We start from the raw sequence: 20035 nt of genomic DNA on the forward strand, positions 1-20035 counted from the left end.
GTGGCCAACGAGATCTGCATCGAGTTCGACGACGTGGTCGCGGGCTACAAGGACTTCATGATCCTGAACAAGCTGAGCTTTCGGGCCCGGCGCGGCGCCATCACCTTGCTGCTGGGCCCCAACGGCGCCGGCAAGTCGACGGCGCTGAAGACCTTGTTCGGCCTGCTGCGCCCCCGGCAGGGCCGCATCCTGCTGGACGGCGAGGACATCGCCGGCTGCGACCAGAAGACGCTGCTCGGCAAGGGCGTGGCCTTCGTGCCCCAGGGCCGCAACCTGTTCGGCCAGCTGTCGGTGTTCGAGAACCTGGAGCTGGGCGGCATCACGATCGGAACCCGGCAGACGCATGCGCGCATCCCCGAAGTGCTGGCGCTGTTCCCGCGGGTCAAGGAGCGGCTGCACAGCGCCGCTTCCAGCCTCTCGGGCGGCGAGCAGAAGCAGTTGGAGATCGGGCGCGCGCTGTTGCTGCGGCCCAAGGTGATCCTGGTGGACGAGCCCAGCATCGGCCTGTCGCCCATCGTCGTGCAGGATGTGTTCAGGCTGTTGCGCGGTCTGGCTGCGCAAGGGACCACCGTCCTCATGGTGGAGCAGAACGTCAAGAGCGCGCTCAAGATCTCCGACGAGGCCATCGCCCTCGAATCGGGGCGGCTGGTCCTGCAATGCCCCGCAGCGGAGCTGTTGGCCGACCCGCACATCGAGCGGCTGTTCCTGGGCGGGGCGGCCGTGCCGGCTGCGACCGATGCCGTGGTGGTCTGAGAACGTGTGAACGAACCGCTCACACCCACGCGAGGCCCCCAATGAGCTCCTGTTTCCATCATGATCGTCGCGCCCGGGGCCTCGCCCTTCGGGCCGGGGCGCGCCAGGCCGCATGCGGGCGTTGCAGTCCTTGCCCGGGCGCCAGCCCGGGCTGCGGCCTGCGCCTTCGCCTGCGGCCCGCCGCACCCCGTCGTGGGCGCGATCGGCTCATTCACACGTTCTGAGGGAGGCGACATGCGCTTCGAAGGACACCAGGCACTGATCACGGGCGGGGCCTCGGGCATCGGCCTGGCCACCGCCCGGCGCATGGCGGGCGAGGGCGCCCGGCTGATCCTCTGGGACATCGACGCGCAGGCGCTGGACCGGGCCGCGGCCGCGTTCGGCCCGCAGGCCCTGTGCCAGCGCGTCGACGTGACCGACGAGCACGCCGTCCAGAGCGCGATGGCAGACGCCATGGCGCAGTGCGGCCGGTTGGACATCGTCGTGAACTCCGCCGGCATCGTCGGCCCGTCCGAGCCGTTCTGGCGCCACAGCCTGTCGGCCTGGCAGCGCGTGATCGACCTGAACCTGACGGCGATCTTCCTGGTGTGCCGCGCCGCGGTCCCGCACCTGTCCACCGGCGGCACGGGCCGCATCGTCAACCTGGCGTCCATCGCCGGCAAGGAAGGCAACGCCAACCAGGCGGCGTACTCGGCCTCCAAGGCCGGCGTGATCGGGCTGACCAAGTCCATGGCCAAGGACCTGGTGGACAGGAACATCCTCGTGAATGCCGTGGCGCCGGCCATCGTCCACAGCGCACTGGTGGCGCAGATGCCGCCGTCGCAGATCGAGCTGGTGCTCGCCAAGATCCCGATGAAGCGGACCGGCCGGGTCGAAGAGGTGGCAGCCCTCGTCTGCTGGCTGGCATCGTCCGAGTGCTCGTTCAGCACCGGCGCGGTCTACGACGCCTCGGGCGGCCGCGCGACCTATTGAGAACGTGTGAACGAACCGCTCACACCCACGCGAGGCCCCCGATGAGCACCCGTTTCCATCATGATCGTTGCGCCCGGGGCCTCGCCCTTCGGGCCGGGGCGTGCCAGGCCGCATGCGGGCGTTGCGGTCCTTGCCCGGGCACGAGCCCGGGCCGCGGCCCGCGCCTGCGCCTGCGGCCCGCCGCACCCCGTCGTGGGCGCGATCGGTTCATTCACCCGTTCTGAGCCTGCCGGTGCGGGCTCAGCGGCGTGCAGCCGCTCCGCGCGCAGGGCGCGCCGCCCGCAGGAACAGCTCGGCGCAGATGCTGCGCAGCCAGCGGTTTCCGGGGTCCTGGTGGTAGCGCGAATGCCAGTGCTGGCGCACCGAGAAGCTCGGGATCGGGACCGGGCAGGGCAGCACGCGCAGTCCACCGAGTTTCGCCAGCGTCTCGCCGATGTGCCGCGGCAAGGTGGCGATCAGGTCGGTGGTGGAGAGGATGGCGGGCAATCCCAGGAAGCCGGGAATCCTGAGCACGACGCGCCGCTCGATCTCCAGCCGCTTGACCGTGCTTTCCAGCAGCTGCGCGCCGGTGCCGTAGACGATGCCGGCATGGGCCTCGCGCGTGTAGTCGGCCAGACCGAACGACTTCGGCCGGATGCGGGGGTGGCTGGAGTGGGCGAGGCACACCCAGTCCTGGTCGTAGAAGGTCTGCTGGTAGAAGCCGGCTTCCAGCTCGGGGATGAAGCCCAGCGCAAGGTCGGCCGCACCGGATTCGAGCTCCGCGGCCATGCCGCCATGGATGCCCACCGCCTCCAGCGTGACGCCCGGCGCGAGCGCGCGCACGTGCGAGAACAGCCGGGGCAGCAGGGTGATGTGGCTCGCGTCGGTCATGAAAATCCGAAAGCTGCGCTGCACGGTCGCCGGATCGAACACGTGCGGCGATGCGCTGATGGAACGCAGGCCGGCAAGCACGCTGCGCACCGTGTCGATCAACGCGTCCACACGCGGCGTGGGCAGCATGCCCTGCGCCGTGCGCACGAACAGCGGATCGCCCAACTGCTCGCGCAGCCGCGCCAGCCAGATGCTGACCGTGGGCTGGGTCTGGCCCAGCATCTCGGCCGTGCGCGTCACGCTGCCGGTGCTGTGCAGCAGCTCGATCAGCTGCAGCTGCTTGCCGTCCAGCAGGGGAAGGTCCGACATCCGCATCTCCATGTGAATTCTCAATGCAGTGTATTGCAGTCATGCGATTTGCAGAATGGCAGCGCATGCCCAGAATGCGCCGCGATGACGGGGAGAATCCATTGAAGATCGCAGTACTCGGCGCGGGCGCACTGGGCTGTGCCATCGGCGGCGCGCTGGCCCTGGCCGGCAACGACGTGGTGCTCATCAACCGCAACCGCGCCCATGTGGAGGCCATCCGGACGAACGGCCTGCGCCTGCGCCAGGGCGATACCGAACGCAGCGTGGCGGTGCGTGCGGCCACGGACTGCACGGCACTCGGCCCCGTGGACCTGGTCGTCGTGCTCGTCAAATCCTTCCACACCGAGGAAGCCATCCGCGGTGCGGCACCGCTGATCGGGGCCGACACGGTGGTGCTCTCCCTGCAGAACGGTCTGGGGCACGAGGACATCCTGGCCGAAGCCGTCGGGCGCGCGCGCGTCGTCGCGGGCAAGACCTACGTCGGCGGCGTGCTGCTCGGGCCGGGCCACATCCTGAGCGGCACCGCGGGCAAGGAGACGCTGATCGGCGAGCTCGACGGCACGGCCAGCGCGCGCATCGCCCGCATCGCCGCATGCTTCGCGGCGGCCGGGCTGGCCACCACCGTCAGCGCCAACATCCTGGGCACGATCTGGGACAAGCTGCTCATCAACGTCGCGACCGGCGCGGTCAGCGGCATCACCGGCCTGAGTTACGGCCCGCTCTACCGCATCGCGGAGATCGAGGCCACCGCGGTGGCGGCGGTGCAGGAAGCGATGGACGTGGCCCGCGCCAGCGGCGTGCAGCTGTCCTACACCGACCCGCGCGCGGCCTGGACCAAGGCGGCCGCCGGCCTGCCCGAGGACTTCAAGACCTCCATGCTGCAAAGCCTGGAGAAGGGCTCGGTGACCGAGATCGATTTCATCAACGGCGCCGTCGTGCGCTGGGGCCAGCGCAGCGGCGTGCCCACCCCCGTCAACGCCACGCTGGTCGCGTGCATCAAAGGCATCGAGCGCGCACGCGCCGCGATGTGAGGAGACCCCCATGACCACCCCCTTCACGCCACCCACCTTCGCCTATGTCGAGCACGTTGCCATCCGCGTGCGCGACATCCACTGGCACATCCGCTTCTTCCACGAGGTGCTGGGCATGGACGTGCGCGAGATCGACGGCCCCGCAGACGACCCGCGCCAGTACTGGACGCTGGGCGGCATCCAGCTCATGGCCACGCCCGACTTCGAGGCCCCGCCCAGCAACGATGCCGGCTGGCTGGCCCACCTGGGCGTGATGGTCGATGACCTGGAGGCCGCGCTCCGGGCCGCCGAGCCCTGGGGCGTCAAGGCCTTGCCGCAGGGCCGCCACTGGTTGCAGCTGCCGGATGGCCTGGCCGTCGAGCTGATCCAGGCCGCACCCGGCAGCGTGGCCCAGGCCCTGGCCGTGCGCCCACGCGGCTGACACCTTCCCATCTGGAGACGCACCGTGAAACTGACACCGCCCCCCCAGCATTTCGAGACGCCGGAAAAGTACTGGGACGACGCCGCCGAAGGCGACACCTGCACCAGCCCCGAGTACGAAGTCACCGAGGCCCGCATCAACGCCTATGCCGAGCTGACCGGCGACTACACGCCCGTGCACATCGACGAGGACTACGCCAAGACCACGCCCTTCGGCACGCGCGTGGCGCACGGCCTGTTCGGCCTGTCGATCGCCGATGGCCTGAAAACCCGCAGCGAATACCGCTTCCTGCCCGGCATGTCGCTGGGCTGGACCTGGGACTTCCTGCTGCCCATCAAGATCGGCGACCGGCTGCACGTGAAGTTCACGGTCACCGGCCTGCGCGCGTCCAGGAGCCGGCCGGGCTGGGGCATCGTGGTGCTGCCGTCCGAACTCGTCAACCAGCACGGCCAGGTCGTGCAGAAGGGCGAGCACCGCCTCATGATCCCCAGGAGACCCGCATGAGCGCCGCACAGAACAGCGCACAGCCGCTGCCGCTGGCCGGCATCCGCGTCATCGACTACTCGCACTTCCTGGCCGGCCCCTACGTGGGCCGCTGCCTGGCAGCGCTGGGTGCCGAGGTCATCAAGGTCGAGCGGCCGGGCAGCGGCGACGCCGGCCGCCAGCACGCCTGGTTCGTGGGCGAGGACGGCGCCTACTCGGGCTACTTCCTGCAGCTGAACATGGGCAAGCAGGGCGTGTCCGTGAACATGAAGGACCCGCGCGGCAAGGCGCTGGTCCAAAAGCTCGTGGACAGTGCCGACGTGTTCATCGAGAACTACCGCCCCGGCGCGCTCGACAAGCTGGGCCTGGGCTACGCGGAACTGAGCCGGCGCAACCCCGGCCTGGTCTATTGCTCGATCTCGGCCTACGGCCACACCGGGCCCGATGCGCACCGGGCCGGCTTCGGCCTGATCGCCGAGGCCAAGAGCGGCATCATGCAGATGGTGGGCCAGCCGGGCGAGGCGCCGCCGCTGCTGCGCATCTCGCTGGGCGACATGTACACCGGCATCCATGCGGTGGCGGCCATCAACGCCGCGCTGCTGGGCCGCACCAAGAGCGGCAAGGGCCAGCACATCGACATGGCGCTGTACGACACGCTGGTGTCCATGCACGAGTACGCCGTGCAGTGCTACACCTTCTCGGGCGGCACCGAGCTGCCGGTGCAGACCGGCCACGACATGCCGACCTCCACGCTGTACGGCGTGTTCCGCGCGGCCGACGGCGATCTGGTCATCGCCGCCCAGGTCGACGACGCCTGGAAGCGCTTCGCCGCGCTGGTGCAGTCCCATGGCGGGCCGGCCGGCTTCGGGGCGGACACCCGCTTTCACACGACCTCGGGGCGCAACGCCAACCGGCTGGAGATTCTGGGCGTGGTCAAGCCCTGGGTGGCCTCGCGCACGGTGGCCGAGGTGCTGGACCTGCTGGACGGCATCGACGTGCCCTGCGCCAAGGTGCAGCGCATCGACGAGGTGCTGGCCGACCCGCAGATCCAGGCGCGCGGCATGGTCGTCGAGCAGCAGCATCCGGTGCTCGGCAAGATCAGGCTGCCGAACCTGCCGTTCAGGTTCTCGGACTGCGACACCACCATCCGCCAGGTTGCGCCTGACCTGGGGCAGCACAACGCCGAGGTCGCCGCCGGGCTCGGCTTCTCGGCCGAGGAGATCGCCGCGATGCAGGCCGACGGCGTGCTCTACACCCGGGCGATGCCGTCATGAGCGACCGCTATGCCGTCATCGGCCACCCCATCGGCCACACGAAGTCGCCGCTGATCCACGGCATGTTCGCCAAGGCCAGCGGGCAGGACCTGGTCTACACCGCGATCGAGGGCCGGCCGGGGCTGTTCGCCGAGGATGCCGCGGCCTTTCGCGCGGCCGGCGGCCGCGGCCTGAACGTCACGGCGCCGTTCAAGCTCGATGCCTTCGCCTATGCGACCGAGCGCTCGGCACGGGCCAGCCTGGCCGGGGCCGTCAACGCGCTCAAGTTCGACGGCGAGCGCGTGCTGGCGGAGAACTTCGACGGCGTCGGGCTCACGCGCGACGTGGTCCGCAACCTGGATTGCGCGATGCAGGGCAAGCGCGTCCTCGTGCTCGGCGCCGGCGGCGCCGCGCGCGGTGCCTTGCTGCCCTTCCTCGAACAGCGCCCCGCCGAGCTGGTCATCGTCAACCGGACCGTGGCGAAGGCACTGGCATTGGCCCAGGAGCTCGTGGGCCAGGGCCCCGTGCGCGCCTGTGGCTACCAGGAGCTCGAGGGCCAGCGGTTCGACCTCGTCTTCAATGCCACGTCGGCCAGCCTGCGCGGCGAGCTGCCGCCGGTGCCCGCCACCGTGTTCGTTCCCCACGGTCTGGCCTATGAACTGGCCTACGGCAAAGGCCTCACGCCGTTCCTGCGCATGGCGCAACAGACGGGCGTGCGCCGGCTCGCCGATGGCGTGGGCATGCTGGTGGAACAGGCGGCCGAGGCCTTCGCATGGTGGCGTGGCGTGCGGCCGGCGACGCAGCCGGTCATCGAGCGGCTGGCCGTCCCGCTGGCCTGACTGGGCGTGGCGCAGGCTTTGAAGACCGCGCAGGCCCCTGGCCGGCCTGCAGGCAGCGCCTGGTCCCCCGGCGCTGCGCAGCAGCCCGTGCGCAGGCGGCCGGCCGCGCTTGCCAGCGCCGCCGACCCGCGGTTTACTGCACAGATGCAAACCCCACGCAAAACCCGCATCGCCGTCGCTGGCGCCGGCCTCATCGGCCGGGCGCACATGGGTGTCGCCCAGGCCAGCCCCCGCTGTACGCTGTCCGCGATCGTGGACCCGGCGCCCGCAGCGGCCGCGCTGGCCGCGCAGGCGGGCGTCGCGCTGTACGGCTCGATCGAGGAGCTGCTCGCCAGAGACCGTCCCGATGGCCTGGTCCTGGCCACGCCCAACGCGCTGCACGTGCCGCAGGCGCTGCAGTGCATCGAGGCCGGCCTGCCGGTCTTGCTGGAAAAGCCGGTGGCGACCACGGTGGCCGAGGGGGCCCGGTTGCTGCACAGGGTGGAGGCGACCGGCGCCCGGGTGCTGGTCGGCCACCACCGCGCGCACAGTCCCATCATGGCCACGGCCCGGCAGGTCATCGACGCGGGGCAGCTGGGTCGGCTGGTCGCGGTGATGGGCAGTGCCGTCTTCTTCAAGCCCGCGCAGTACTTTGCCGACGCCCCCTGGCGGCGTGAGCCGGGCGGCGGCCCGATCCTGCTGAACATGATCCACGAGGTGCACAGCCTGCGCATGCTGTGCGGGGAGATCGCCGCCGTCCAGGCGTTCAAGTCGCATGCCGTCCGGGGCTTCGCGGTCGAGGACACGGTGGCGATCAACCTGCGCTTCGCCAGCGGTGCGCTCGGCACCTTCATGCTCTCGGACACCGCCGCCTGCGCGCGCAGCTGGGAGCAGACCAGCCGGGAGAACCCCGCCTATGCCAGCGCAGACGACGAGGACTGCTACGTCATCACCGGCACCAACGGCAGCCTGTCGGTGCCCACCATGCGCCTGAGGACCTATCCCGGTCCGCAGGACCGCTCGTGGTGGAAGCCGTTCGACGCCGCCACCGTGGGCCTGGTGCGCGAGGACCCGCTCAAGCTCCAGATGGAACACTTCGGAGCCGTCGTGCGCGGCGAGGTGCAGCCACTGGTCACCGCGCGCGACGGCCTGCTCAACCTGCGCGTGACCGAGGCCATCGCCGCGGCGGCGCAGTCCGGCGGCGTCGTCGAGATTCCCCTCACTTGAATCCGGAAGAACCCATGAAATTCCTCATGCTGCATGGCATCAACCACAACATGTTCGGCAAGCGCGATCCGCGGCAGTACGGCACGGTCACGCTGGACCAGATCAACGCGGCGCTGTGTGACCTGGGCCGCGAACTGGGGGTGGAAGTCCAGCACTTCCAGACCAACCACGAAGGCGCCATGTGCGAGCGCATCCACCAGGCCTACTTCGACGGTGTCGATGGCGTCATGATCAACGCCGGTGCATGGACCCACTACAGCTACGGTATCCGCGACGCGCTCGCCATCCTGAACTGCCCGATCGTGGAACTGCACATGTCCAACATCCATGCGCGCGAAGCGTTCCGTCACCGGTCCGTGTTCGCCGAGATCGTGCAGGGGCAGATCGCCGGCTTCGGCGTGGACAGCTATCTGCTGGCGTTGCGCACGGCCGTCGGCCACGCACAGATCCCGGCCTGAGCAGCCGCGACGAGCGTTCCATGGTCATCGAAAAGCCGAGCGATGTGACCGCGGCCGTGCTGGCCGAACTGGCGCGTGCGGACGATCCGCGCTTCAGGGAGATCATGACCGCCGCGGTCACCCATCTGCACGGCTTCGTGCGCGATGCGCGGCTGTCGGAGGCCGAGTTCCACCAGGCCTGTGCCCTCATCGCCCAACTCGGCCAGCTGACGACGGCCTCGCACAACGAGGTGGTGCTGATCGCCGGCTCGCTGGGCATCTCCGCGCTGGTCTGCCTGCTCAACAACGGCGACAACGGCCGGACCGAGACCACGGCCAACCTGATGGGCCCGTTCTGGCGCATGGATGCGCCGGCGACCGCCAACGGCGGCTCCATCGTGCGTTCGCCGACGCGTGGGGCGCCCGTGTTCGTGAACGCCTGGGTGCGCGACCCGCAGGGCCGCCCCGTGGCCGGTGCCGAGGTCGACGTCTGGCAGGCATCGTCCGAGGGCTTCTACGAGAACCAGGACCCGGGCCAGGCCGACATGAACCTGCGCGGCAAGTTCACGACGGACGCCGGCGGGCGCATCGCGTTCCGCACCATCAAGCCCGTGGGCTACCCGATTCCGCTGAGCGGCCCGGTCGGTGCGCTGTTGCGTGCGCAGGGCCGGCACAACATGCGGCCGGCCCACATCCATTTCATGGTGTTCAAGCCCGGCTTCAAGACGCAGTTCGCGCAGGTCTACTCCAGCGACGACCCGTACCTGGAGACCGATGTGCAGTTCGGCGTCACGCGGGCCCTGGTCGGCCAGTACGTGCTGCATTCGGGCGAGCCACCGCCAGCGCCGGACATCGCGGGGGCCTGGTACAGCCTGGACCACCATTTCGTCATCGAGCCCGGCGAGGCCCGCCTGCCCAGGCCGCCCATCACCGGCAAGGCCAGCGGCGCGCGGCCTACGCGGGCCGTGCTGGAACGCGCCGACGTTCCGGCTGCGGAGGGTGCGGGCACGAAGCGCTGAGTTCGCCGCCAGGGCAGCCCGGCGACGCCCGGCGCCGGCCGGCGGCTGAACAGCCGGCTGACGCAGAATGCCACGGTGGACGACCCCATCGGCAACAGTTACCAGGCCTTCGCGGCCAGCCAGCAGGCCAGGCTCGAGGCCGAGTCGCGCATGTTCGCCTCGGCGCTGGACCTGCAGGCTCCGCCAGACACCAGCCTCTTCAAGGCCATGCAGGTCGAGCGCCGGCGCGAGATCTTCTGCCTGCGCACCTTGCTGCACTTTTCCGAACAGGCGGCAGAACACGCGCGCGCCTTGACGCAGCGCCTGCCCCGGCGGCCGCCGTCCTGATCCGGGGCCGGGCACGGCGCTTGCCCCGGCCGGGCATGGCCTCGATCCACACCTCCCCCCCCGCTCTGCCGCGCCGCCGCATCCTGACCTGGCATGTGCACGGCAACTACCTGTACTACCTGAGCCAGGTGCCGCACGACTTCTACCTCGTGACCGATGCCGGGCGAACGCCGGGCCGCAGCGGGCGCAGCGGCACGCTGCCCTGGGGCGACAACGTGCACGAGGCGCCCGTCGAGCGGCTGCAGGCCATGGAGTTCGACCTCGTGCTCTACCAGTCGCGCCAGAACTGGGACGAGGACCGGCTCATGCTGCTGTCCGAGGCCCAGCGCGCGCTGCCGCGCATCTACCTGGAGCACGACCCGCCCCAGCAGAACCCGACCGACCAGCGCCACTGGGTCGACGACCCGGGGGCGCTGCTGGTGCAGGTCACGCCATTCAACGCGCTGATGTGGGACGCCGGCCGCACGCCGCAGCGCGTGATCGAGCACGGCGTGCAGTTGCTGGGGCCGGCCCGCTACACCGGCCGGCGTGCCTGCGGCATCATGGTCGTGAACCAGCTGCAGCGCCGCGGCCGCAAGCTCGGGCTGGACCTGTACCAGTCCGCGGCGGGCCAGCTGCCGCTGGAACTGGTCGGCATGGAAAGCAACCTGGTCGGCGGGCTCGGCGAGATCGACAACGCGGCGCTGCCGGCCTTCATGGCCGACTACCGCTTCTTCTTCCACCCGGTGCGCTACACCAGCCTGGGCCTGGCGCTGATCGAGGCCATGGCCGTGGGCCTGCCCGTCGTGGGCCTGGCCACGACCGAACTGTCCACGGTCATCCGTTCCGGCGAGAACGGCTACATCGACACCCGGCCCGAGCGGCTGGTGCAGGTCATGCAGCAGCTGCTGCGCGACCCCGGCCTGGCCGAGGAGTGGGGCGAGGCCGGCCGGCGCGCGGCGGCCGAGCGCTTCGGCATCGGGCGCTTCGTGGCCGACTGGCAGGCCACCATCGCCGAGCTCACCAGCTGACGGCCTGGCCGCCAGCCGGCTGCACCCGCAGGAGGGCGCTGGCCAGCGGCAGCGCGGCTTCGTCCGGCGTGCGCGGGCTGGCCAGCCGGCGCGCGAAGTCGTCGATGGTGCGGCGCAGGCCCTGGGCCAGCGGCACCTGGGGCGCCCAATCCAGCAGTCGCCGGGCCAGCCCGATGTCCGGGCAGCGCCGGCGCGGGTCGTCCTGCGGCAGCGGCCGGTAGACCAGCTGCGCGCTGCTGCCGGTCAGCGCCAGCACCTCGGCCGCCAGCACGTGCATCGTGATCTCGTGCGGGTTGCCCAGGTTCACGGGGCCGGTGCTGTCGGATTCCATGAGCCGCAGCAGGCCCTCCACCGTGTCGTCGACGAAGCAGAAGCAGCGCGTCTGCCCGCCGTCGCCGTACAGCGTGATGTCCGCGCCGTGCAGGGCCTGCACGATGAAGTTGCTGACGACCCGCCCGTCGTCGGGCAGCATGCGCGGCCCGTAGGTGTTGAAGATGCGCGCCACGCGCACGGCCACGCCGTGCTGACGCAGGTAGTCGAAGCACAGGGTCTCGGCGCAGCGCTTGCCCTCGTCGTAGCAGGCGCGCGGGCCGATGGTGTTGACGTCGCCGTGGTAGTCCTCGCGCTGCGGGTGCTGGGCCGGGTCACCGTAGATCTCGCTCGTGGAGGCCTGCAGCAGCCGCGCGCCGCAGTGGCGCGCCAGTTCCAGCATGCGCCAGGTGCCCAGCACGCTGGTCAGCGTGGTGCCCACCGGGTCCTGCTGGTAGTGCGGCGGGCTGGCCGGGCAGGCCAGGTTGTAGATGCGGTCCACCTGCAGGGCCAGCGGCGCGGTCACGTTCTGCTCGACGAAGCGAAAGCGCGGGTGCGATTGCAGGTGGGCCAGGTTGTCGCGCGTGCCCGAGCTGAGGTTGTCCAGCCCCATCACGCGGTGGCCGCGCTCGAGCAGGCGGTCGCACAGGTGGCTGCCCAGGAAGCCGGCCGCGCCGGTGACGAGGATGTCGTGGGTGGAAGGCACGGGCAGTCTCCAGGCAGGTCAGGGGAACAGGGTGCGAAAGCGCCAGGCGCCGCGCAGCCGCCAATAGCAGGCCAGGAACGGGATGGCCAGCGAGGTCACGAGCATCTCGGCCACATGGCCCGGCGCATGCGAGGCGCCGCGCAGGCGCCGCAGCGCGAACACCAGGCAGCCGGCCAGCGCCAGCGCCGCGAACGCGCCGGCCCAGGCGCCCTGGCCGGCCAGCGCGGTGCCCAGGGCCGCGAGGCCGGCGCCCACCACCAGCGCGTACAGCCAGGGCGGGCGGCGCCGGATGCGGCTGCGGAACAGGGCCGGGTGCTTGGCGTAGAGCAGCGCGTCGAAGTAGACGTTGGCCTGCTGCGCCATCGAGATGCCCCAGCGCACCGGCCGCACCGGGTGCACGACCACGGCGCGCTCGGCCCGGCCGACGCCGCCGTAGCGCTCCAGCAGCGCGAACTGCAAGTCCGAGTCCTCGCGCCAGGCGCGCGTGAAGCGCGCGTCGAAGCCGCCCACGCCCAGCAGCGCATTGCGGCGCACGAAGGCGTTGGCGGTCACGAACTCGGCCCGCTCCAGGCCCTGGGTCATGCGCGCGTGGTCGGTCGGCGCGCCGTCCACGGGCACGACCACGCGGCCGCCGGCCGCCACCAGGCCGCCCTCGAGCGCGCGCAGGCCCTCGGCCAGCCAGTCGGGCGCGGGCACGGTGTCGTCGTCGGTGAACGCGATGACGGGCGCGCGCGTGCTGCGCCAGCCCGTGTTGCGCGCGCCGGCCGGCCCGCGCGTGCCCTCGGCGCGGGCGTAGCGCAGGCGCGGCCGGGTGCCGCCGCCTTCGGCCAGCGTGCGCACCAGCGTTTCGGTCTCGGCGCAGGGGCCGTCGTCCACCACCACGATCTCCCAGTCGTGCACCAGGCCCTGCTGGCGCAGCAAGGCCTGCAGGCAGCGGCGCAGCAGGCCGGGGCGGCGGCAGGTGGCGATGACCACGGCGACCTGCGGCGCCGCCGGGTCCGCCGCCGCGAAGCGCTTCACCGCGGCTTCTCCAGCAGGAAAGGGCCCATCACCAGCGCGTCCAGCGGCGTGCTGAAGAAGGCGTCGAGCGCATCCTTGGGCGTGCAGACCACGGGCTCGCCGCGCACGTTGAACGAGGTGTTGATCAGCACGGGCACCCCGGTGCGCTCGCCGAAAGCCTGCAGCAGCGCGTGCAGGCGCGGGTTGTCCTCGGCCGTGACGGTCTGCACGCGCGCCGTGCGGTCCTGGTGGCAGGCGGCCGGGATGCGCGCGGCCTGCTCGGGCCGCACGTCGTACAGGAACAGCATGAACGGCGCCTCGCCGCCGTTGGCCTCGGCCGGCGTGAACCAGTCCGCCAGGCGCTCGCGCGGCACCACGGGCGCCACCGGGCGGAAGTCCTCGCGGTCCTTGAGCTCGTTGATGCGCGCCTGCATGCCGGCGTCCAGCGGCGAGGCCAGGATGGAGCGCGCGCCCAGCGCGCGCGGGCCGAACTCCATGCGGCCCTGGAACCAGCCGAGCACGGCGCCGCGCGCCAGCAGCTCGCTGGCGCGCCCGGCCACGTTGTCCAGCCGGCGGTAGGGCAGCTTGGCCCAGCGCAGCAGGGCTTCGATCTCCTCGTCCGCGTAGGCCGGGCCCAGGTAGGCGTGGCGCATGGACCAGGGGCGCGTCGCCAGCGGCGTGGCGCCGTCGACATCGGGGGCCTTGCCCGCGCGCTCGCGCGCATCGGTCCACAGCGCCGCGCCCAGCGCGGTCCCCGCATCGCCCGCGGCGGGCTGCACCCAGACCGATTCGAAGATGCCGCTGTCGCGCAGCTTGGCGTTCATGACGCAGTTCAGCGCCACGCCGCCGGCCATGGCCAGCCGCGCCTGGCCGCTGGCCTCGCGCAGCCAGCGCGCGATGTGCAACACGGTTTGCTCCAGCACGGCCTGCAGCGAGGCGGCCAGGTCGAAGTGCTGCGCTTCCAGCGGCGTGCCGCGCTGGCGGGCCGGGCCGGCCAGCGCGACCAGGTCGACCGGGTCGATGCGGTAGCCGCCCGCCGGCAGCAGGCCGATGTGGGCGCGCAGCGCCGAGGCGAAGCGCGGCTGGCCCATGGCGGCCAGCGCCATGACCTTGTACTCGTCCGAGGAGTGCAGAAAGCCCAGGTGCGCCGTCACGCGCTCGTAAAGCAGGCCCAGCGAGTGCGGCATGCGGACCTCGCCCAGCGCGCGGTAGCGCCCGTCCGCGTAGACGCCGTAGCCGGTCGTGGCGTCCTCGCCGCGGCCGTCCAGCGTCATCACGGCGCAGCTCTCGTAGGGGCTGGCCAGGAAGGCGCTGGCCTGGTGGCTCAGGTGGTGGCCGACGAAATGGAAGCGGTAGGGCCCGTCGGGCCGCGCGCCCTTCAGCCGCGCCTGCAGGTGGTGCGGCGCGCCGTCGGCCAGTTGGCGCGGCGCGTTGACGATGTAGGCCGCGAACAGCGGGTCCCAGGGGTTCTCCCAGGGCCCGGCCGGCTGCGCCGAGGGTTCCAGCGGCAGCGCGATCGCGGCGTCGGCGCGGCCGGCCAGGAAGCGCGCCGGGTCGTAGCTGTAGGCCACGTGGTCGACATCGGTCAGGCGCAGGCCGGCCTGGCGCAGGCAGTCGTCGATGGCATGGAAGGGCAGCTCCCAGGCCGTGAACGGCAGCGGCCGCTTGGCGTGCTTGATGCGCGTGAAGCGCTCCTCCTCGCTGGCCGCCACGACCGCGCCGTCCACGACCAGGGCCGCCGCGCTGTCGTGGAAGGCCGCGTTGATGCCCAGCGTGATCATGCGGCCTCCCTGGCGCCGGCCTGCAGCAGTTCCAGCGCGGCCGCGGCCACGTCGGCCGGCGCGACCCGGGCCAGGCAGTCGTGGTGGCCGGCCGGACAGGTGCTGCGCAGGCAGTGGCGGCAATCGACATCGTGGAACAGCACGCGCGCGGGCACCTGCCAGGGCGTGTGCTGCGGGTTGGTCTGCGCGTACAGCACGACCACGGGCGTGCCCAGTGCGGCCGCCATGTGCACGGGGCCGGTGTTGTTGGCCACCAGCACGCGCGCACCGGCCAGCAGCGCGCCGAGCTCGCCCAGGTCCAGCGCACCGGCCAGCGCCAGCGAAGGCATGGCCATGCGGCTGCGCACCTGCTCGACGAGCGCCTGCTCCGACGCAGTACCGGTGAACACCGGCAGCAGGCCGCTGAGCCGCGCGATGGCATCGGCGGCGGCGGCGAAGCCCTCGGGTGCGTAGCGGCGCGAGGCAGCGCTCGCGCCCACGTGCACGGCGAAGTAGGGGCGGCTCGCGCTGCCACTGGCCGCCGCCAGGCGCTGGCGCAAGCGGCGCGCGTGCGCCGAAGGCACCTGGAACACCAGCGGCCCGCCGCTCGCGTCGATGCCCAGCTGGCGCACTAGGTCCAGCTGGCGCTGCACCTCGTGGCGCATGCCGGTCTGCACCTGGTCGGCGTCGCGCACCCAGTCGCTGAGCAGGCCGTAGGGATTCTCGCGGCTGTGCGCGAGCCGCAGCGGGATGCCGGCCAGCCGGCACAGCAATGCTGCCGGCAGCGCGCTCTGCGTGCAGACCGTGAAGACGATGGCCGCATCGAACTCGGCGAGGGCCAGGCGCTGCAGCAGTGCATGGTCGGCCTGCGCCCCGTCGCCCGCGGACGAGCGCACCCAGGGCGCGTCGTAGGCGATGGCCTCGTCCAGCATGGGCAGGTGGGGCAGCGCGGCCGCGCCGGACGGCGAGGCCAGCAGTGCCATGCGGGCCTGCGGCAGTGCCTGGCGCAGGGCCGCGAGCGCGGGTGTGGTCATGAGCAGATCGCCCAGGTTGTCCAGCCGTACCACGAGCAGGCGGCGGACCTGGGCCCAGCGGGCGTCGATCACAGCCATGGCCGCTCCTGTGCGGCCAGCGCGAGCCGGCCGGCGCCAGCGGCATGGAGGCTGCGCTGCGCGGGCACTGGCACGCGCCGTATGCCGCGGTAGACACCGAGCAGGCCGTCGACCACCTTGTCCCAGGTGAACAGCCGCTGCACGCGGCGCCGCCCCGCGGCGCCCAGGCGCGCGGCCAGTGCCGGATCGCGCTGCAGCAGCGCCAGCCGCGCGGCCAGTGCGGCGGGGTCGTGCGGCGGCACCAGGAAGCCGGTGGCGCCGTCCACCACCGAATGGCGCAGCCCGCCCACGTCGCTGGCCAGCACCGGGATGGCGCAGGCCATGGCCTCCAGCGGCGTGATGCCGAAGGGCTCGTACCAGGGCGTGGAAACGAACACGTCGGCGGCCGCGTAGAAGGGGCGCAGCGCATGGCGTGCGCGGTGGCCCGTGAACTGCACCTCGGCGGCGATGCCCAGTTCGTGCGCCAGCGCGCGCAGCCGGCCGATCTCGGGCGTGCGCGCCGCATCGGGCTCGGGCGTCTCACCGCCCACCACGAGCAGCCGTGCGCGCCGGCCGGCCGCCTGGTCGCGCAGCAGGGCCAGCGCGCGCACCACGTTGTCCACGCCCTTGCGGGGCACCAGCCGGCCCAGCTGCAGCACCAGGAATTCGTCCGCATCCAGGCCCAGCGCGCGGCGCGCTGCAGCCCGGTCCATGGGTGCGAACTCCTGCGGGTCGAAACCGCAAGGCACCAGCGCAAGGCGCTGCGGCGCCGCGTTGTACAGACCGATGAGGTCGGCCCGGTCCTGCGGGCACTCGGCGATCACGGCATCGGCATCGCGCACGCAGTCGCGCTCGATCGCGATGCGCTCGGGCGGAAAGGCATCGGCCGATTTCTGGTGCTGCAGCCGCACCAGGCCCAGCGCATGGAAGGTGATTGCGAACGGCAGGCCCAGGCGCTGCTGCAATTGCCGCGCGACCAGGCCCGACATGAAGAAGTTCGCATGCGCGAGGTCGTAGGTGTTGTGGCGCATCCATTGCTCGCAGCTGCGCATGAACTGCGGCATGTGTTGCAGCAAGTCTTCCTTGCGCAGGTAGCGGTCCGGGCCCGCCGTCACATGCACCACGCGCGCACCGCGGCATAGGGACTGCACGTCCGGCAGGCCGGGCGCGTCGCGGCGCGTGAACACGTCCACGCGGTGGCCGCGCCGCGCCAGCGTGCGTGCCACGTGGTCCACATAGATGTTCTGCCCGCCGGCGTCGACGCCGCCGGCCGGCGCGAGCGGCGAGGCGTGCTCGCTGATCAGCGCAATGCGCAAGCCTGTATTCATGGTGTTGTCGCTTCTGTAGCGCCGGAAACCGCTCCGGCCTCGCCTGGGCACTTGGCAATGGGCATGCCCGGGGCGTGCAGGGCGGGCAGGCGCCTTGCCCTGGCGCCGCATGCAGACCACTTCCTCCACCGCCGCCCGCGGCAGCGGGCTGGGACGGCGCGCGGCGCCGCTGGCGCTGGCCCGCGCCCTGTCCCTGGTCGAGACGCCCGCCTGTCCTGCTGCCACGGCATGGACGGCATCGTGGTCGGCGTGGGCGGTGCCGAGCCCTGGTACGGCGAGGCCTTCGGCCCGGTGCTGGCGGCCTGCCTGCGGGCCGAGGTGCAGCGGCTGGCGGCCGAGGCGGCCGGGCAAGACCTGCTGGCGGTGCCGGACGGCCGGTAAGCGCTGCCGCAGCGCTTACCTCAGCGCGGGAAGCCATCCAGGCGCGCGTCCATCGCCCGGGCCAGTGCCGCGCCGTCCAGGGGCTTGACCAGGTAGGCGTCGAAGCCGGCCTGGCGTGCCGCCTGCAGCGCGCGCGGGCGGCCATAGCCCGAGACCGCCACGAGCCGGCCCGCGTAGCCGGCCGCACGTGCGCGCCGCGCCAGCGTGAGCCCGTCCATGCCCGGCATGCCGATGTCGACCACGGCGACCTCGGGCCATTCGGCCAGCAGCAGGGCCAGACCGGCCGCACCGTCGGCCGCGCTGCGCACCGTGTGGCCGGCATGGGCGAGCAGGGCGGCCGTGGCTTCGCGCAGGTCGGCATGGTCGTCCACCAGCAGCACGCGGCGTGGCGCGTCGCTGCCGGCGCCGTCACCGGGCGGATGCCGTGCGGGCGCGGGACCGCCATCGGCCGCCTGGGCGGAATCGAGCAACCGGTCCAGCAGCTCGGTGAGCTGCTGCGTCTGCCGCTGCACGATGGCCACGGCACGCCGGGCCAGCACGGGCCCGCCGGCGCCGCTGCGCAGCACCTCGGCCGCGCCTGCGATGGCGCCCAGCGGATTGCGCAGCTCGTGGCCCAGCATCAGCAGGAACGCGTCCTTGGCCCGGCTCTCGGCCTGGGCTTCGCGCCGCCCGACATGCTCCTGCACGGCCGCGCGCCGGTGCCGCCGTTCGGCGCGCTTGAGGCCGGTGGCGTCCACCGCCAGGCCCACCATCTGCAACGGGCGATCGTCCAGGTACTGGCAGGCCAGCCGCAGCGACAGCCAGCGCCCGCTGCTGGCGGCCACGCGGAAATCCAGCTGCACACGCGTGCGCCGGTGCGCCAGCGCCGCGGCCAGCTGGGCGCGCAGCCCCGGCAGGTCTTCTGGCGCCACCGCGGCCAGCCAGTCGCGCAGCCGGCCTTGCAGGGGCCGCGGCGCCAGGCCCAGCAGCCGCGCCATGCCGGCGCTGCAGACCAGGGCATCGGCACGGAAGCGGAACTCCAGCACGCCGGCCTCGCCCACGTCCTGCGCGAGCTCGACCAGCGCCTGCTGGGCCTTGAGCGCCCGGTGCGTGCGCTCCAGGTCCGCCAGCGCGGTTTTGAGTGGCGTGATGTCCATGACGGCGCTGAGCCCACCGCGCGCACGGCCCTCGGCATCGTGCAGCGGCACGGCGCTCGCGACCACGTGCAGCACCGGCGCGCCGACGCGTCGCAGCTCCAGTTCCGTGGCCGGCACCGGCCCGCCCGTGCGGCAGGCCTGCTGCAGCGGTTGCTGGCCGGGCTCCAGCCGGCGGCCGGCCTGGAACACGCCCAGGCTGCCGGCCGGCGGCGCCGCCGCGCCCAGCAGCGCGTCCATGGCCGGGTTGCACTGAACCTGGACACAGGCACTGTCGCGCGCGAAGGCCAGGCCGATCGGGCTGCCGTGGAACAGCGCCTCGAACTCGTCGGCACGGCGCTGCAGCTGGTCGGCCGCGACGCGGTCGGCCCGCTGCGCCGCTGCCAGCGCCTCGCACAGCAGCGCGATCTCGCGCACGGCCAGCCGGCCCGTCTGCGGCGGCTGGCCGCGCAGCGCGAGCGCGCCCAGCGGCCGCGTGACCTGCAGTGCCAGCAGCAGGGCCAGCGACACACCCAGCAGCAGGCTGGCGCCAGTGGTGGCCACGGTCTGCAGCATGCGCGCACGCTCGGCCTGCTCCAGCGGCTCGGCCAGGGCCGACGAGGTGGCGAGCCAATCGGCATCGCGCAGTTCGCGCGCGGCCGCCAGCGCGGCGGGGCCGTCGTCCAGCGCCAGCCGCTGCAGGCCGGCGGGCGGCGGCTGGTGCGCGGGCCACGCCCGGGGCGCCGTGCCGGCGAGCGCCTCGCCCGCCTGTGTCATGAGCCCCGGCAGGGCCGCATCGGCCGGTGCGGCCGCCACCAGCGCCGGCCACCAGCGCGCCTCGAAACGCACGCCCAGCCACTGGTGCAGCTGGCCGTCCCGGTACAGCGGCAGTGCCGCCAGCACCTGGCCGGACGGCAGACGCGCCACCAGCCGCGCCGCGCCGCTGCCCGTGGCGCCGCGCAGCCGTGCGGACAGCCGATCGGCCGCGGCCGCGTCGCCGGTGTCGGCCAGCACAGCGCCCTCGTCGTCGGCCAGGAACACGCTGGCCCAGGCCGGCTGCATGCGTTGGCGCGCGCGCAGCAGCGGCAGCCGCGGCGCACCCTCGCGCAGGGCCGGCGCGTCAGCCAGCGCGGCCAGCGCATCGAATGTGGCGCGCAACTCCCGGTCGGCCTGCTGTGCCAGCGCCAGCGCAGCGGCCTGCAGTCCGGCGTCCACGCGCGCCCTGTTCTGGGCTGCCTCGCTGGCCTCGCGCCAGGCCAACACCAGCGCGATCGGTACGCTGGCCAGCAGGATCACGGCCACGAAGTAGCTGCGCAGGCTGGGTGCGGGCCAGCGCTGCAGCAGGCGGCGCAAGGCCACGTGCGGCCGCAGCGCGGCGCTGCGCGGGGCAGCCGGGGGATGCACGGCGTTCATGCGCCG

General features: G+C 72.6%; 20 protein-coding genes. 13 read left to right on the forward strand and 7 right to left on the reverse strand.

Annotated features, from left to right (window positions below; genetic code table 11):
* Together IE209_RS14325 and IE209_RS14330 are read left to right on the forward strand one after the other, a co-directional pair.
* Entirely contained in the window at positions 1 to 753 is a 753-nt protein-coding gene (locus IE209_RS14325) for an ABC transporter ATP-binding protein (RefSeq protein ID WP_189687628.1), read from the forward strand.
* 234 nt (positions 754 to 987) lie between these two features.
* The gene (locus IE209_RS14330; protein ID WP_189687629.1) at positions 988 to 1725 is read left to right on the forward strand and encodes an SDR family NAD(P)-dependent oxidoreductase; all 738 of its coding nucleotides are present in this window, start codon (positions 988 to 990) and stop codon (positions 1723 to 1725) included.
* Between the two features lie 240 nt (positions 1726 to 1965).
* Here IE209_RS14330 and IE209_RS14335 read toward each other — a convergent pair whose 3' ends face one another.
* Complete coding sequence (locus IE209_RS14335) at positions 1966 to 2910, reverse strand: LysR family transcriptional regulator (protein WP_189687702.1); 945 nt, start codon at positions 2908 to 2910, stop codon at positions 1966 to 1968.
* A gap of 95 nt (positions 2911 to 3005) precedes the next feature.
* Between IE209_RS14335 and IE209_RS14340 the strand changes: the two genes are divergently transcribed.
* The 10 genes from IE209_RS14340 to IE209_RS14385 all read left to right on the forward strand — a co-directional run bounded on the left by IE209_RS14340 (position 3006) and on the right by IE209_RS14385 (position 10930).
* Positions 3006 to 3935 carry a ketopantoate reductase family protein gene (locus IE209_RS14340; RefSeq protein ID WP_189687630.1) on the forward strand — a complete coding sequence of 310 codons (930 nt, stop codon included), beginning with the start codon at positions 3006 to 3008 and terminating at the stop codon, positions 3933 to 3935.
* 10 nt (positions 3936 to 3945) lie between these two features.
* Positions 3946 to 4356, forward strand: coding sequence for a VOC family protein (locus IE209_RS14345; RefSeq protein ID WP_189687631.1), 411 nt, complete (start codon positions 3946 to 3948; stop codon positions 4354 to 4356).
* 30 nt (positions 4357 to 4386) lie between these two features.
* The gene (locus IE209_RS14350; RefSeq protein ID WP_189687703.1) at positions 4387 to 4860 is read left to right on the forward strand and encodes a MaoC family dehydratase; all 474 of its coding nucleotides are present in this window, start codon (positions 4387 to 4389) and stop codon (positions 4858 to 4860) included.
* Positions 4857 to 6113 carry a CaiB/BaiF CoA transferase family protein gene (locus IE209_RS14355; RefSeq protein ID WP_189687632.1) on the forward strand — a complete coding sequence of 419 codons (1257 nt, stop codon included), beginning with the start codon at positions 4857 to 4859 and terminating at the stop codon, positions 6111 to 6113. The genes IE209_RS14350 and IE209_RS14355 overlap by 4 nt, the downstream gene beginning before the upstream one ends.
* Positions 6110 to 6931 (forward strand): shikimate dehydrogenase, encoded by an 822-nt coding sequence (gene aroE / locus IE209_RS14360; RefSeq protein WP_189687633.1) that lies wholly within the window; start codon positions 6110 to 6112, stop codon positions 6929 to 6931. Before IE209_RS14355 ends, aroE begins: the two co-directional genes overlap by 4 nt.
* Before the next feature lie 144 nt (positions 6932 to 7075).
* Positions 7076 to 8137 carry a Gfo/Idh/MocA family protein gene (locus IE209_RS14365; protein ID WP_189687634.1) on the forward strand — a complete coding sequence of 354 codons (1062 nt, stop codon included), beginning with the start codon at positions 7076 to 7078 and terminating at the stop codon, positions 8135 to 8137.
* Between the two features lie 14 nt (positions 8138 to 8151).
* Entirely contained in the window at positions 8152 to 8595 is a 444-nt protein-coding gene (gene aroQ, locus IE209_RS14370) for a type II 3-dehydroquinate dehydratase (RefSeq protein WP_189687635.1), read from the forward strand.
* Positions 8596 to 8615: 20 nt separating this feature from the next.
* Positions 8616 to 9593: a dioxygenase family protein gene (locus IE209_RS14375; protein WP_189687636.1), complete on the forward strand. Its 978-nt coding sequence runs from the start codon at positions 8616 to 8618 to the stop codon at positions 9591 to 9593.
* Positions 9594 to 9668: 75 nt separating this feature from the next.
* Positions 9669 to 9920, forward strand: a complete 252-nt coding sequence (locus tag IE209_RS14380) for a hypothetical protein (protein WP_189687637.1) — start codon at positions 9669 to 9671, stop codon at positions 9918 to 9920.
* A 35-nt stretch (positions 9921 to 9955) separates the two neighbouring features.
* Positions 9956 to 10930 carry a glycosyltransferase family 4 protein gene (locus IE209_RS14385; protein WP_189687638.1) on the forward strand — a complete coding sequence of 325 codons (975 nt, stop codon included), beginning with the start codon at positions 9956 to 9958 and terminating at the stop codon, positions 10928 to 10930.
* Here IE209_RS14385 and IE209_RS14390 read toward each other — a convergent pair.
* Genes IE209_RS14390 through IE209_RS14410 form a run of 5 tightly spaced genes read right to left on the reverse strand, consistent with a single transcriptional unit; the run spans position 10920 to position 17111 of the window.
* Positions 10920 to 11951 carry a UDP-glucuronic acid decarboxylase family protein gene (locus IE209_RS14390; RefSeq protein WP_373305343.1) on the reverse strand — a complete coding sequence of 344 codons (1032 nt, stop codon included), beginning with the start codon at positions 11949 to 11951 and terminating at the stop codon, positions 10920 to 10922. The two genes, IE209_RS14385 and IE209_RS14390, sit on opposite strands and share 11 nt — an antisense overlap.
* A 12-nt stretch (positions 11952 to 11963) precedes the next feature.
* Positions 11964 to 12965: a glycosyltransferase family 2 protein gene (locus IE209_RS14395; RefSeq protein ID WP_229882848.1), complete on the reverse strand. Its 1002-nt coding sequence runs from the start codon at positions 12963 to 12965 to the stop codon at positions 11964 to 11966.
* Entirely contained in the window at positions 12962 to 14725 is a 1764-nt protein-coding gene (locus IE209_RS14400; protein ID WP_189687640.1) for a carbamoyltransferase family protein, read from the reverse strand. The genes IE209_RS14395 and IE209_RS14400 overlap by 4 nt, the downstream gene beginning before the upstream one ends.
* Positions 14722 to 15816: a glycosyltransferase family 9 protein gene (locus tag IE209_RS14405; RefSeq protein WP_189687641.1), complete on the reverse strand. Its 1095-nt coding sequence runs from the start codon at positions 15814 to 15816 to the stop codon at positions 14722 to 14724. The genes IE209_RS14400 and IE209_RS14405 overlap by 4 nt, the downstream gene beginning before the upstream one ends.
* Positions 15807 to 17111, reverse strand: coding sequence for a glycosyltransferase (locus IE209_RS14410; RefSeq protein WP_189687705.1), 1305 nt, complete (start codon positions 17109 to 17111; stop codon positions 15807 to 15809). The genes IE209_RS14405 and IE209_RS14410 overlap by 10 nt, the downstream gene beginning before the upstream one ends.
* Before the next feature lie 240 nt (positions 17112 to 17351).
* Between IE209_RS14410 and IE209_RS14415 the strand changes: the two genes are divergently transcribed.
* Positions 17352 to 17504: a hypothetical protein gene (locus IE209_RS14415; protein WP_189687642.1), complete on the forward strand. Its 153-nt coding sequence runs from the start codon at positions 17352 to 17354 to the stop codon at positions 17502 to 17504.
* A 20-nt stretch (positions 17505 to 17524) separates the two neighbouring features.
* Here IE209_RS14415 and IE209_RS34205 read toward each other — a convergent pair whose 3' ends face one another.
* On the reverse strand, positions 17525 to 20029 hold the full coding sequence (locus tag IE209_RS34205) for a response regulator (protein WP_189687643.1): 2505 nt from the start codon (positions 20027 to 20029) through the stop codon (positions 17525 to 17527).
* Positions 20030 to 20035 lie beyond the last annotated feature (6 nt).

Source organism: Pseudorhodoferax aquiterrae (assembly GCF_014652235.1).
Taxonomy (GTDB): Bacteria; Pseudomonadota; Gammaproteobacteria; order Burkholderiales; family Burkholderiaceae_C; genus Pseudorhodoferax; species Pseudorhodoferax aquiterrae.

Bases quoted from the DNA above. Each gene is read 5' to 3' on its own strand.
- IE209_RS14355 (WP_189687632.1), top strand. From the start codon at position 4,857: ATGAGCGCCGCACAGAACAGCGCACAGCCGCTGCCGCTGGCCGGCATC.
- IE209_RS14335 (WP_189687702.1), bottom strand. From the start codon at position 2,910: ATGCGGATGTCGGACCTTCCCCTGCTGGACGGCAAGCAGCTGCAGCTG.
- IE209_RS14365 (WP_189687634.1), top strand. From the start codon at position 7,076: ATGCAAACCCCACGCAAAACCCGCATCGCCGTCGCTGGCGCCGGCCTC.
- IE209_RS14330 (WP_189687629.1), top strand. From the start codon at position 988: ATGCGCTTCGAAGGACACCAGGCACTGATCACGGGCGGGGCCTCGGGC.
- IE209_RS14385 (WP_189687638.1), top strand. From the start codon at position 9,956: ATGGCCTCGATCCACACCTCCCCCCCCGCTCTGCCGCGCCGCCGCATC.
- aroQ (WP_189687635.1), top strand. From the start codon at position 8,152: ATGAAATTCCTCATGCTGCATGGCATCAACCACAACATGTTCGGCAAG.
- aroE (WP_189687633.1), top strand. From the start codon at position 6,110: ATGAGCGACCGCTATGCCGTCATCGGCCACCCCATCGGCCACACGAAG.
- IE209_RS14415 (WP_189687642.1), top strand. From the start codon at position 17,352: ATGGACGGCATCGTGGTCGGCGTGGGCGGTGCCGAGCCCTGGTACGGC.
- IE209_RS14345 (WP_189687631.1), top strand. From the start codon at position 3,946: ATGACCACCCCCTTCACGCCACCCACCTTCGCCTATGTCGAGCACGTT.
- IE209_RS34205 (WP_189687643.1), bottom strand. From the start codon at position 20,029: ATGAACGCCGTGCATCCCCCGGCTGCCCCGCGCAGCGCCGCGCTGCGG.
- IE209_RS14375 (WP_189687636.1), top strand. From the start codon at position 8,616: ATGGTCATCGAAAAGCCGAGCGATGTGACCGCGGCCGTGCTGGCCGAA.
- IE209_RS14400 (WP_189687640.1), bottom strand. From the start codon at position 14,725: ATGATCACGCTGGGCATCAACGCGGCCTTCCACGACAGCGCGGCGGCC.
- IE209_RS14405 (WP_189687641.1), bottom strand. From the start codon at position 15,816: ATGGCTGTGATCGACGCCCGCTGGGCCCAGGTCCGCCGCCTGCTCGTG.